This is a genomic window from Sphingomonas aerolata (assembly GCF_003046295.1).
In the GTDB taxonomy this organism is placed as follows: domain Bacteria; phylum Pseudomonadota; class Alphaproteobacteria; order Sphingomonadales; family Sphingomonadaceae; genus Sphingomonas; species Sphingomonas aerolata.
In genome coordinates this window covers 306,753-319,010 of sequence record NZ_PZZN01000003.1, presented here as the reverse complement: position 1 = coordinate 319,010, position 12,258 = coordinate 306,753, and the positions used below count along the sequence as shown (strand labels likewise).

Annotated in this window: 10 protein-coding genes; 6 read left to right on the top strand and 4 right to left on the bottom strand. The window is 67.2% G+C overall.

What is annotated here, in order from left to right:
- Positions 1–22 precede the first annotated feature (22 nt).
- Positions 23–586 carry a type 1 glutamine amidotransferase domain-containing protein gene (locus C8J24_RS13955; RefSeq protein ID WP_107933286.1) on the bottom strand — a complete coding sequence of 188 codons (564 nt, stop codon included), beginning with the start codon at positions 584–586 and terminating at the stop codon, positions 23–25.
- A gap of 86 nt (positions 587–672) precedes the next feature.
- On the opposite strand from C8J24_RS13955, the gene C8J24_RS13950 reads away from it, so the two are divergent.
- Positions 673–1,704, top strand: a complete 1,032-nt coding sequence (locus C8J24_RS13950) for a DNA topoisomerase IB (protein ID WP_244180724.1) — start codon at positions 673–675, stop codon at positions 1,702–1,704.
- 11 nt (positions 1,705–1,715) lie between these two features.
- Entirely contained in the window at positions 1,716–2,891 is a 1,176-nt protein-coding gene (locus C8J24_RS13945) for a mechanosensitive ion channel family protein (RefSeq protein WP_107933282.1), read from the top strand.
- A 323-nt stretch (positions 2,892–3,214) separates the two neighbouring features.
- Here the strand turns inward: C8J24_RS13945 and putA are convergent, their stop codons facing one another.
- Positions 3,215–6,232: a bifunctional proline dehydrogenase/L-glutamate gamma-semialdehyde dehydrogenase PutA gene (gene putA, locus C8J24_RS13940; protein WP_244180829.1), complete on the bottom strand. Its 3,018-nt coding sequence runs from the start codon at positions 6,230–6,232 to the stop codon at positions 3,215–3,217.
- Between the two features lie 133 nt (positions 6,233–6,365).
- Between putA and C8J24_RS13935 the strand changes: the two genes are divergently transcribed.
- The 3 genes from C8J24_RS13935 to C8J24_RS13925 all read left to right on the top strand — a co-directional run bounded on the left by C8J24_RS13935 (position 6,366) and on the right by C8J24_RS13925 (position 8,616).
- Entirely contained in the window at positions 6,366–6,824 is a 459-nt protein-coding gene (locus C8J24_RS13935) for a MaoC family dehydratase (RefSeq protein ID WP_107933278.1), read from the top strand.
- A gap of 52 nt (positions 6,825–6,876) precedes the next feature.
- Complete coding sequence (locus tag C8J24_RS13930) at positions 6,877–8,055, top strand: acetyl-CoA C-acyltransferase (protein ID WP_031394542.1); 1,179 nt, start codon at positions 6,877–6,879, stop codon at positions 8,053–8,055.
- 78 nt (positions 8,056–8,133) lie between these two features.
- Complete coding sequence (locus C8J24_RS13925; RefSeq protein WP_031394543.1) at positions 8,134–8,616, top strand: pyridoxamine 5'-phosphate oxidase family protein; 483 nt, start codon at positions 8,134–8,136, stop codon at positions 8,614–8,616.
- 69 nt (positions 8,617–8,685) lie between these two features.
- Here the strand turns inward: C8J24_RS13925 and C8J24_RS13920 are convergent, their stop codons facing one another.
- On the bottom strand, positions 8,686–9,918 hold the full coding sequence (locus tag C8J24_RS13920; RefSeq protein ID WP_107933276.1) for a polyhydroxyalkanoate depolymerase: 1,233 nt from the start codon (positions 9,916–9,918) through the stop codon (positions 8,686–8,688).
- A 185-nt stretch (positions 9,919–10,103) separates the two neighbouring features.
- On the opposite strand from C8J24_RS13920, the gene C8J24_RS13915 reads away from it, so the two are divergent.
- Positions 10,104–11,879, top strand: a complete 1,776-nt coding sequence (locus C8J24_RS13915) for an ABC transporter transmembrane domain-containing protein (protein ID WP_107933274.1) — start codon at positions 10,104–10,106, stop codon at positions 11,877–11,879.
- Here the strand turns inward: C8J24_RS13915 and C8J24_RS13910 are convergent.
- Positions 11,876–12,226 (bottom strand): TfoX/Sxy family protein, encoded by a 351-nt coding sequence (locus C8J24_RS13910; protein WP_107933272.1) that lies wholly within the window; start codon positions 12,224–12,226, stop codon positions 11,876–11,878. The genes C8J24_RS13915 and C8J24_RS13910 overlap by 4 nt on opposite strands.
- Positions 12,227–12,258 lie beyond the last annotated feature (32 nt).

Here is a 12,258-nt window from a genome sequence, read left to right as displayed (position 1 = left end):
CGTCGCCTCTGACCGTCGAACGTCAATCGACCGGCTCGTCCGCCAGTTCTTCCTCGAGCGCGGCGATGATCGCCTTGTTGAACGCGGGGATGTCGTCGGGCTTGCGGCTGGTGATCAGATTGTCGTCGACCACGACCTCCTCGTCGACCACCTCCGCGCCGGCATTCTCCAGATCGGTACGGATCGACGGAAAGCTCGTCAGCCGCCGCCCGTCGATCACGTCCGCCTCGGCCAGCAGCCAGGGCGCGTGGCAGATCGCGGCGACGATCTTGCCGTCCTCCATGAACTCGGTGATGATCTCGATCGCGCGCTCCTGGACGCGCATCGCGTCCGGGTTGGCGACGCCGCCGGGCAGCACCAGCGCGTCGTAATCGTCGGTATCGACCTCATCGAGCGTCAGCTCGGGGGTGATCGTCTCCGCCTTGTTGATGTCGCCCTTCATGCCCTGGATCGGGTCGGTCTTGATCGACGCGAGCGTCACCTTCGCGCCCACCGCCTCGAGCGCCTTCTTGGGTTCGAACAGCTCGACGGTCTCGAAACCGTCGGTGGCGAGGATCAGAATACGTGCCTGGGAAAGATCGGCCATGTCATGTCTCCAGTGAAATCCCGTGCCCCCTCAACCCCGCGCCGCGCGGGTCGTTCCGGAACGATGCGCCCGCCCGAACATTTCGAATGTCGGCCGGAAGGAGCGACGCGTTGCCCAGCAGACTCGTATATTCAGATGACAGCAAGCCCGGCATTTCCCGCCGCAAGATGCGCGCCGGCTGGGGCTATTGGGACGCATCGGGCACCCGCATCACCGACCGTGACGAGATCGACCGGCTGAACGCGGTCGGCCTGCCCCCCGCCTACAGCAACGCGTGGTTCTGCCCGAAGCCCAATGGTCACATCCAGGCGGTCGGCTGGGACGAGAAGGGTCGCAAGCAATATCGCTATCACGCCGGCTTCCGCGAGGCGCAGGACGCCGCGAAATACGAGCGCTGCGCCGATTTCGGTCTCGCGCTGCCGAAGCTGCGCAAGGCGGTCGAGGCCGATCTGCGCAAACGCTCGCTCAGCCGTGACCGCGCGGTCGCCGCCGTCCTCCGCCTGCTCGACGGCGGGCATATCCGCATCGGGAACGAGGCCTATGCCGCCGCGAACGAGAGCTTCGGCGCGACCACGCTCCGCAAGCGCCACGGCGCGGTGAAGGGCGCCACGCTCCGGCTCGAATATAAGGGCAAGTCGGGCAAGATGCGGACGCTCAGGATCACCGACCGCTCGCTCAGCAGCTTCGTGAAGAAATGCCAGGACCTCGACGAACAGCATCTCTTCGCCTGGCTCGACGATGACGGCGTCGCGCATCCCGTCACGTCGAGCGACGTCAACGCCTATATCCAGGCGGTCACCGGGACCGACTTCACCGCCAAACACTTCCGCACCTGGGCAGCCAGCGTCGCCGCGTTCGAGGCGCTTGCCTCGGCAGAGCGCGATCTCAGCCTGAAGGCGATGCTAGAACCGGTCGTCGCACGGCTCGGCAACACGCATGCCATCGCACGGAAAAGCTATGTCCACCCCGCCCTGATCGACCTTGTCAAACAGGGCCAGTCGACCTTCCGCAAGGCGCTCCGCCTCCCGCGCGCCAAGCGCTATCTCAGCCGGCAGGAATGCGGCCTGATCGCCTTCCTCGAAGCCGGCACCCCCGCGACCATCGCCGTCGCGGCCTGACGAGTATCCAGATGTCCAATACGAACAGCGTCGCTAAAGCCCCCATCTTCAACGCGAGCGATGTCGGCAGCCAGGCGCAGGGCTTCGTCACCGCCAGCCTCGCCTGGGTCCAGGCCTATTGGCTGCAGATCCTCATCGCGTTCGGCGCCGGCGCGCTGATCGTCCTCGCGCTGCATACCGCGCGCCGCTTCGGCAGTCGGTTGTGCGAACGCCCGCGTGCGCTCAACGGCTGGGGGATCGTCGTCGGCAAGGCGGTCTCGCGGACCAGCAATTTCTTCATCGTCATGCTCGCCGCCAAGCTCGTCGACGGCTATTCCGCCGCACCGGGCGAGGTCGCGACCACGGTCAACTTCCTCTTCACCGTCGCCGCCGTGTTCCAGGTCGCGGTCTGGGTGCGCGAGATCATCCTCGGCGCGATCGAGCACCGCACCCAGTCCGAGCATTATTCGGGTGAGGCGCTGCTGTCGGCGATGGGGCTGATCCGCCTGCTCGTCACCTTCGTCGTGTTCGCGGTTGCGATGGTCGTTGTGCTCGACAATCTCGGCGTCAACGTGACCGGCCTTGTCGCGGGCCTCGGCGTCGGCGGCATCGCGATCGGTCTTGCCGCGCAGGGCATCTTCGCCGACCTGTTCGCCGCGCTCGCAATCATCTTCGACCGCCCGTTCCGCCGCGGCGATTCGATCAGCTACGACACCGCCTCGGGCAGCGTCGAGGCGATCGGCCTGAAATCGACCCGCATTCGCGGCATCGACGGCGAGGAGCGCGTGATCTCGAACAAGAATCTCCTCAACAAGGAGATCCTCAACAACACGCAGCGCAATCACCGCCGCGCGAAGTTCATCATCGGCGTCACCTATTTCACCCCCGCCGAAATCTGCGCGCGCATTCCCGACATGCTGAAGGACGTGGTCGAGGCGCAGGGCAAGATCTTCGTCCGCGCCGGCTTCACCGGCTTCGGCGCATCGAGCCTCGATTTCGAGGTCCAGTTCGACAGCGACGGCCCCGACTATGCCAGCTTCTACAACGGCCGCACCGCCGTTGGGATCGCCATCCTCCAGCGCTTCAACGACGAAAAGATCGAGATCGCCTTCCCCACCCAGGTCAACCTCACCGCCGCCCCGGACGGGTCGATGGTGATGCCATTCCCGCAGGTGCAACAGGCGCGCGCGAATACACCATCCACCTGACGCCGCCCCCGGGTCTGAAGGGTACTCGCCACGCCAACCTGTTACACCTCCCCGGCGAAGGCCGGGGCCCAGTTGGTGAGGCCGCAGTAACGGAACGCACCCGTCGTTACGCCCGTCCCCCAACTGGGCCCCGGCCTCCGCCGGGGAGGACGAAGGAAGCGCGGCACGCCTGCTGCAAGGGGGAAGCCCAGCACCCTCCGTCATCCCCGCGAAGGCGGGGATCCATATACTCAACGGGTCGAGATACCCCTCACCGCCAGCCAGTATGGATTCCCGCCTCCGCCGGGGATGACGAGGCGAAGGTAGATAGGCCGAGCCCCCCCTCAGATCCCACCCTCATCCAGCGACAGCAACGTCGCATTCCCGCCCGCCGACGTCGTATCCACCGACACCGCGCGCTCCGCACAGAAGCGGTAGAGATAGCGCGGCCCGCCCGCCTTGGGCCCGGTCCCCGACAGCCCCTCGCCGCCGAACGGTTGCGATCCGACCACCGCACCGATCATCGACCGGTTGATGTACAGGTTGCCGACCGCCGCCTCGGCCTCGATCACCTCGGCCGCGCGCGCGATCCGGCTGTGCAGCCCCATCGTCAGGCCGTAGCCCTTGGCGTTGACCCGCGCGATCGTCTCGCTCAGCTTGCCCGCCTCCCAAGTCGCGACATGGAGGATCGGCCCGAACCACTCCTCGTTCAGATCCTCGATCGCGCCGATCCGCACCAAAGTCGGCGGCACGAACAGGCCGTCCGCGGGCACGTCGAGCGTCTTGACGGTCTTCGAGGCCACCCGCGCGCGATACGCCATCAGCCGGTCATAGGCGGCCTGGTCGATCACCGGCCCGACATCGGTCGCCGGATCGCCCGCACGGCCGATCCTCAGCGTGTCCATCGCGCCCGACAGCATCTCGATCACGCCGTCCGCGATATCCTCCTGCACCAGCAACAGCCGCAGTGCTGAGCAACGCTGCCCCGCCGAACGGAAGGACGACGCGATCACGTCCGCCACCACCTGTTCGGGCAGCGCGGTTGAATCGACGATCATCGCGTTGATCCCGCCGGTCTCCGCGATCAGCGGCACGATCGGTCGGCTATCGTCCTCGAGCAGCGCGCGTGCGATCTTGCGCGCGGTCGCGGTCGAGCCGGTGAACGCGACGCCCTGAATGCGGGCGTCCGCGGTCAGCGCCGCGCCGACCTCGGGCCCGCCGGTGACCAGGACCAGCACGTCGGCCGGCACGCCCGCCTCATGCGCGAGTTCGACCGCCCGCGCAGCGATCCGCGGCGTCTGCGGCGCGGGCTTGGCCACCACCGCATTGCCTGTGACGAGCGCCGCCACCGTCTGCCCCAGGAAGATCGCCAGCGGGAAGTTCCACGGCGCGATCGTCGCCCAGACCCCGCGCCCCTCGATATGCAGCATGTTGCGCTCGCCCGTCGGCCCCGGCAGCTCGATCGGCTGCAGCTTCGCGCGCGCCTGCTGCGCATAATAACGGCAGAAATCCACCGCCTCGCGCACCTCGCCGATCGCGTCCGGGATCGTCTTGAACGCCTCCTGCACACAGATCGCTATCAACTCGTCACGGTGCGTCTCGAGCAGGTCGGCCAGCCGGTCGAGACACGCCGCCCGCGCCTCGACCGGCGACCGCGACCAGCCCGGGAACGCCGCATGCGCGCGGGTGATGGCATCACTGACCGTTCCCCCGCGAAGGCGGGGGTCCAGCCCCTCCGGCTCACGCGCGGTAGCGCGGTCGGCGCTCTGCGCCGAGTCTGGGCCCCCGCCTTCGCGGGGGAACGCGCCCTGTGACAATGGCGCATTCACCACCTTAACAGTCGCCGTCAGCGTATCCACGTCACTCAAATCGAGCCCCGCCGAATTCCGGTGCCCGCCCGCCCCGAACAGATCGACCGGCAACGGAATGCTCGGATGACGCTTGCCGCCCACCGCGGCGATCTTCGCCACCGGATCCGCGAGGATCTCCCCCTCGGTCAGCCGCTCGTCCGCCAGTTGATGCACGAAGCTCGAATTCGCCCCATTCTCCAGCAGACGCCGGACGAGATACGCCAAGAGGTCGCGGTGCCCGCCGACCGGCGCATAGACGCGGCAATGATAGCCATTCTCCTGCACCAGCCGCTCGTACAGCCCGTCGCCCATGCCGTGCAGCCGCTGGAACTCGAAATCGCGGCTGTTGCCCGCCCATTCCATGATCGTCGCGACCGTCAGCGCATTGTGGCTCGCAAAGGCCGGCCGGATATTCTCCGCCGCCAGCATGTCCTTGGCGACCGCCAGATACGACACGTCGGTCGCCGCCTTGCGCGTGAACAGCGGATAGTCCGCCAGCCCCTCGACCTGCGTCCGCTTGATCTCGCTGTCCCAGTACGCGCCCTTGACCAGCCGAACGTTCATCACCCGGTCGAGCCCGTTCGCCCATGCGATCACCGGCCGCGCGCGCTTGCCATACGCCTGCACCGCCATGCCGAACCCGTCCCAGCCCTTCAGCGACGGCAGCCCGGCGACCGTGCCGATGATGTCGAGGCTCATCTCGAGCCGCTCGGACTCCTCCGCATCGACGGTCAGCGCGATCCCCTTCGATGCGGCCTGCACCGCCAGTGCCTCGAGCATCTCGGTCAGCGCGGGCACGCACTCGCTCCACCGCGCGACCTCGTAGCGCGGGTGCAGTGCCGACAGCTTGACCGAGATCGAATGCCCCGCCGCCGGATCGCGCCCGACCGCGTCGACCGCGCCGACATAGGCCTGGAAATAGCGCTGCGCATCGGCATGCGTCCGCGCCGCTTCGCCCAGCATGTCGAAGCTCGCGGTGAAGCCCTTGTTCTCCGGCCGCCGCATCCGCTTCATCGCCTCGTCGATGGTCCGGCCCATCACGAAGATCTCGCCCATCATCTTCATCGCGGCACCGACCGCCTGCCGCACGAACGGCTCGCCCGCCCGGCTGATCAGCCGGCGCAGCGGCCCGGTCGCACCCTCGCCGACCAGCACGCGGCCGACCACCAGCCCCCAGGTCGCCGAATTGACGAGCTTTGAATTCGACTTGCCCGCATGCGCACGCCAGTCGGCATCGCCCAGCTTGTCCGCGATCAGCAGGTCTGCGGTCTCGGGATCGGGCACGCGCAAAAACGCCTCGGCGAGGCTGAGCAACGCGACCCCTTCCGACGAATTCAGCCGATATTCCTGGAGGAACTGGTTCACCCAGCCCTTGCTCTGCGCCGCGCGAAGGTCGGCGAGCAGGCCGAGCGCATGACCCATCACCCGCTCACGCGAATCCGAATCGAGCGCGGCACGCTCCAGCAGCGGTTTTAGAACATCGGGTTCGCTTGCGCGGTACAGCTTTGCCATGGTGTTACGGGCATTGGACGTTACGGCAGTCGACATTTTCCAGCTTCCGGTTGGGTGAGGCTTGCGGTCGGCCAGCCTGTACGCCTAGAGACGTCGCTGCGCTTAGCGCCAAACAGGCTAGGAGGGGAATGCCGTGGCGACGATCACCACCGCCGAGATGCAGAACCGCGTCGGCACCGAGACGCTGTCCGACTGGGTCGAGGTCACGCAAGCGATGATCGACACGTTCGCCGACGCCACCGGCGACCATCAGTTCATCCATGTCGATCCCGCCCGCGCGGCGCAGACCCCGTTCGGCGGGACGATCGCGCACGGCTTCCTCACGCTCTCGCTGATGCCGCTCCTGTCGTCGAAGATCCCCGACGCGCCGACCATCGAGGGCGCGAAGATGGGCGTCAATTACGGCGGCAATTCGGTCCGCTTCCTCACGCCCGTCCGCTCGGGATCGAAGGTCCGCGGCCGCTTCAAGCTGCTGTCGTTCGACGAGAAGCGCCCCGGCCAGTGGCAGCAGACCAACAGCTTCGCGGTCGAGATCGAGGGCCAGGACAAGCCCGCCCTGATCGCCGAATGGATCAGCCAGGTTTTCGTTTGATACCGCTCCCCTCCCGCTTGCGGGAGAGGACTTCAGAAAAAAGGATAGCATCATGCGTTCAGCCGTCATCGTCTCCACCGCCCGCACCCCGATCGGCCGCGCCTATCGCGGTGCGTTCAACAACACCCCCGCGCCGACGCTCGCCTCGCATTCGATCAAGGCCGCGGTCGAACGCGCCGGGATCGACGGGGGCGAAGTCGACGACGTCGTCTTCGGCTGCGCGCTGCAGCAGGGGCATCAGGCGGGCAACATCGCGCGCACCTCGCTGCTCCGCGCCGGGCTGCCGACGACGGTCAGCGGCATGTCGCTCGACCGTCAGTGCGCCAGCGGGCTGATGGCGATCGCCACCGCCGCCAAGCAGATCATCACCGACCAGATGGACATCACCATCGGTGGCGGGGTCGAGAGCATCAGTCTCGTCCAGACGCCGCAGATGCGCGTCGCACCCGATCCCGAACTGCTCGCGATGCACCGCGACGTCTATATGCCGATGCTCCAGACCGCCGAGGTCGTCGCCAAGCGCTACGGCATCACGCGCGACGCGATGGACGCCTATGCACTCCAGTCGCAGCAGCGCACCGCCGCCGCGCAGGCCGCGGGCTATTACGACGCCGAGATCGTCCCCGTCACCGCGAACATGGCGATCGTCAACAAGGAGACCAAGGACGTCACCTACAAAGAGGTGACGATCGCCCGCGACGAGGGCAATCGCGCCGACACGACGCTCGAGGGCCTCCAGTCGCTGAAACCCGTGATGGGCCCCGACATGACGATCACGGCGGGCAATGCCAGCCAGCTGTCCGACGGGTCGTCCGCCTCGGTGCTGATGGAGGAGAAGATCGCGTCGCAGCGCGGGCTGCAGCCGCTCGGCCGCTATATCGGCATGGCGGTCGGCGGCACCGAACCCGACGAGATGGGGATCGGCCCGGTCGTCGCGATTCCCAAGCTGCTCAAGCGCTTCGGCCTCAAGATGGACGATATCGGCCTCTGGGAGCTGAACGAGGCGTTCGCGGTCCAGGTCCTCTACTGCCGTGACACGCTCGGCATTCCCGACGAGCTGCTCAACGTCAGCGGCGGCGCGATCTCGATCGGCCATCCCTACGGCATGACCGGCGCACGCGCGACCGGCCATGCGCTGATCGAGGGCAAGCGCCGCGGCGCAAAGCATGTCGTCGTGACGATGTGCGTCGGCGGCGGCATGGGCGCGGCGGGCCTGTTCGAAGTCCTGTGATGCTCGCGGGGCGGCGGTGGCAACCATCCTCCGCCCCGCCCGTTCTCTGTGGCAATCCAAGCCAATAGGAGAACGACGATGGCCGACAAGGATACCCCGCAGGAAGTCGCGAACACCTTCCTCGACAAGCTGAAGTCCAGCCCGTTCGTGATGATCGGCCTCGACGACGGCCAGCATTCCGAGCCGATGACCGCGCAGCTCGACGACGATCAGCCCAACGTGCTGTTCTTCTTCGCTGGTCGCGACAACCGCATCGCCAAGGGCGGCGCGGCGATGGCGCAGTTCGTCGGCAAGGGGCATGACTTCTTCGCGTGCATGGCCGGCACCGTCTCGCAGATGAACGACCGCACGCAGATCGACAAGCTGTGGAACAACCAGGTCGAGGCCTGGTTTCCGGGCGGCAAGGAAGACCCCAACCTCACGCTGCTGCGCTTCGACATCAACAGCGCGGAACTCTGGGAAACCGACATTTCGCTGACCGGACGCGTCAAGATGCTGTTCGGCGGCACGATCACGTCGAGCGAGTCGAGCAGCCACGCAGTCGTCGACTCGGTCGGCTGACCCAGATACCGATCGCGACCGCCGGTTTCAGGACCGGCGGTCGCGATCGACCCTTATACGGGCGGCTCCTTATCCGTTCGCGGTGATGAACTCCTCGACAACCGGCGCGATCGTGTTGCGCCAGCGCGAGCCGTTGAAGATCCCGTAATGGCCGGCCCCCTCGGCAATCAGATACCGCTTCTTTTCGTCGGGAAGAGCCGTCGCCAGCGACAGCGCCGCCTTGGTCTGCCCCAGCCCAGAAATATCGTCGCGCTCGCCCTCGATCGCCAGCAGGCCGATATCGGTGATCGCCGCCGGATCGACCGGCCGTCCGCGGTGCGTCAGCAGGCCGCGCGGCAGCGCGTGGGTCTGGAACACCACGTCGATCGTCTGCAGATAGAATTCGGCGGTCATGTCGCAGACCGAGCGATATTCCTCGTAGAACCCCTTGCTTGCCATCGCGCTCTCGCCGTCGCCCTGGACGAGATGCTTATACATTTCCCAGTGCGAGACCATGTGGTTGCCGAGGTTCATCGACATGAAACCGGCAAGCTGCAGGAAGCCCGGATAGACCTTGCGCCCCGCGCCCGGATAATTCGCAGGCACCGTCGCGATGACATTCTGTTCGAACCACGTATGCGGACGCTCGGTCGCCAGCGTGTTGACCGCGGTCGGCGCCTCGCGCGTATCGACCGGCCCGCCCATCAGCGTCAGCGTCTTCGGCCGGCACGGATTGCCGTCCGCGCTCATCAGCGCCGCGGCGGCATAGCAGGGCACCGACGGCTGGCAGACTGCCAGCATATGCGTACCGCCCTGCCCCTCGTTCGCGCCGATCGTCTCGAGGAACGCGATCACATAGTCGATATAATCGTCGAGATCGAACCGTCCGGCGGACAGCGGCACGCTGCGCGCGTCACGCCAGTCGGTGATGTACACATCGGCGAACGGCAGCATCCGCTCGACCGTGCCGCGCAGCAGAGTCGCATAATGCCCTGACATCGGCGCGACGATCAGCAGCTTGGGGCCGCCCTCGACGCCCTCCCGCACGAACCGCTTGAGCTGGCCGAAATCCTTGCGCAGCACGATCTCCTCACGGACCGCGAATTCGCGTCCGTCGATGATCGTGTGGTCGAGGCCGAACGCCGGCTTCCCGCGAGTCGCATTGACGTGCGCGAACACCTCCAGCGCCGATCCGACGACCGCGCCGCCGCCCAAATAGGCGAATGGGTTTGCTGGATTGTTCAGCATTCCCGCCCCGAAACTGGCCATTCTGCTGGCACCTGCCATCATCGACCGCTGAAATTCATAGGCATCGTAGAGCATTCGGTATCCTCTACCCCAAAAGGGGTTAACATTTCCGTAACGCAATTATGCTGCCGCGCAACAGAGCATTGCCGGGACGCAGGCGCGCGCGTGTCCCAATCCCGTGCGCGTCCTGCTCGTTCAACGTCCCGGCCGTCATGCGGTTGCCGTTGAGCGTGACCCCCGCCGCTGCTAGGCGATCCGCCATGGCCAAGCCGATACTCGACGAAAAGACGCCCCGCCGGATCGGCGACCTTGCAATGGTGTGGCGACACGCCGCGAACTACCCGCGCCAGATCACCTTTGCGGGACTCGCGCTGGTAACCACCTCGGCCGCGACGATCGGCATACCCTACGGCTTCAAGCGCGTGATCGACCGCGGCTTCGGCCCGGGCGCGAGCGGATCGGTCGGGACCTCATTCCATTACCTGCTGATGATCGTCGTCGTGCTCGCGGTCGCGACCGCGGTGCGCTTCTACTATGTGTCGTGGCTCGGCGAACGAGTCGTCGCGGACATCCGCACCACGGTCCAGCGTCACCTGCTCACCCTGACACCGCGCTTCTTCGAGGAAAATCGCCCGTCGGAGATCGCCTCGCGGCTGACCTCGGACACCGCGCTGATCGACCAGGTCGTCGGCAGCACCGTCTCGATCGCGCTGCGCAACACCTTCACCGGGGTCGGCGGGCTGATCTATCTGTTCGCGATCTCGCCCAAGCTCGCCGGTCTGCTGATGATCGGCATCCCCCTGATCGTCCTGCCGATCGCGCTGCTCGGCAAGCGCGTCCGCAATTATTCGCGCACCTCGCAGGACCGCGTCGCCGATGTCGGCTCGATCGCCACCGAGACGCTCGGCGCGATGAAGGTCGTGCAGGCGTTCGGGCAGGAAGACCGCGAGGCGACCCGCTTCGGTGACGCGGTGCGCGCGACCTTTGCCGCGGCGCGTGCGCGGATCCTGTTGCGCGCGATCATGACCGCGATCGTCATCGGACTGCTGTTCGGCTCGATCACGCTGGTGCTGTGGGAAGGCGCGGTCGACGTCGCCGCCGGGCGGATCAGCGGCGGCGCGATCGCCGCCTTCGTCCTCACCGGCGGCATCGTCGCGGGCGCGTTCGGGGCGCTGACCGAGGTTTACGGCGATCTGCTGCGCGGCGCGGGTGCCGCCGGACGGCTGTCCGAACTGCTCCGCGAGACGCCCGAGATCGCGCCGCCCGCCGTGCCCGTCGCGCTGCCGCAGCCGTCGCGCGGTGCGCTCGCCTTCGAGGGCGTCCGGTTCCATTACCCCACCCGCCGCGACGTCGCCGCGCTCAACGGCTTCTCGCTCGACATCAGGCCGGGCGAGACGGTCGCGGTCGTCGGCCCCTCGGGCGCGGGCAAGACCACCTTGTTCCAGCTCGTCCAGCGCTTCTACGATCCCGATGCGGGCCGCGTGACGCTCGACGGCGTCGACCTGCGCGATGCCGATCCCGCCGCGGTCCGCGCCCGGATCGCGATGGTGCCGCAGGAAACGGTGATCTTCGGCGCCTCGGCGCGCGACAATCTCCGCTATGGCGACTGGACCGCGACCGACGAGCAGCTCTGGGCCGCCGCCGAGGCCGCCAACGCCGCCGAATTCCTCCGCAAGCTGCCCGAAGGACTCGACACCTTCCTCGGCGAGGGCGGCGCGCGGCTGTCGGGGGGTCAGCGCCAGCGCGTGACGATCGCGCGCGCGCTGCTCCGCGACGCCCCGATCCTGCTGCTCGACGAGGCGACCAGCGCGCTCGACGCGGAGAGCGAACGGCTCGTCCAGGAGGCGCTCGAACGGCTCATGGCGAACCGCACCACGCTCGTCATCGCGCACCGCCTCGCAACCGTCCGCGCCGCCGAACGGATCATCGTGATGAACGACGGTCAGATCGTCGAGGAGGGCTCGCACGGGGCGCTGATGACCAACAGCGGCCTCTATGCACGGCTCGCGAGCCTGCAGTTCAACGACGCGGCCTAGCCCTTCGGCGATTTCGCCCGCCTGGGCTTGGGCAGCGGCAGCTCGGCGGCCGAGATCCGGACGATCTCGGCCATCCAGTCGGCATCGTCCCAGCGATCCGCGTCGATCACCAGACAGGGTTTCGCCCCCGGATAGGACGATGCCTCCTCGATCGCCGCGCCGTCGCTGCCCGCGAACGCGCGCCCGCCCGGGGTCGGCTTGAGGAACAGCCGGTCGTCGCAGACCAGCGCGACCATCCGCCCGTCGCAATAGACGCCATATTCGCCGAACATCGGCCGCGCGGCGACCTCGCCCGCGGCGGCGATCTGCTCGACGATGAACGCGACGATGCTCGGATCGGATGCCATTGCGCGATCCTGACAGATCCGTCCCGCCTTGA

Excerpts from the sequence above, each read along its gene's own strand:
- C8J24_RS13955 (WP_107933286.1), bottom strand. The coding sequence starts at position 586 with ATGGCCGATCTTTCCCAGGCACGTATTCTGATCCTCGCCACCGACGGT.
- C8J24_RS13950 (WP_244180724.1), top strand. The coding sequence starts at position 673 with ATGTCGGCCGGAAGGAGCGACGCGTTGCCCAGCAGACTCGTATATTCA.
- C8J24_RS13945 (WP_107933282.1), top strand. The coding sequence starts at position 1,716 with ATGTCCAATACGAACAGCGTCGCTAAAGCCCCCATCTTCAACGCGAGC.
- putA (WP_244180829.1), bottom strand. The coding sequence starts at position 6,232 with ATGGCAAAGCTGTACCGCGCAAGCGAACCCGATGTTCTAAAACCGCTG.
- C8J24_RS13930 (WP_031394542.1), top strand. The coding sequence starts at position 6,877 with ATGCGTTCAGCCGTCATCGTCTCCACCGCCCGCACCCCGATCGGCCGC.
- C8J24_RS13925 (WP_031394543.1), top strand. The coding sequence starts at position 8,134 with ATGGCCGACAAGGATACCCCGCAGGAAGTCGCGAACACCTTCCTCGAC.
- C8J24_RS13920 (WP_107933276.1), bottom strand. The coding sequence starts at position 9,918 with ATGCTCTACGATGCCTATGAATTTCAGCGGTCGATGATGGCAGGTGCC.
- C8J24_RS13915 (WP_107933274.1), top strand. The coding sequence starts at position 10,104 with ATGGCCAAGCCGATACTCGACGAAAAGACGCCCCGCCGGATCGGCGAC.
- C8J24_RS13910 (WP_107933272.1), bottom strand. The coding sequence starts at position 12,226 with ATGGCATCCGATCCGAGCATCGTCGCGTTCATCGTCGAGCAGATCGCC.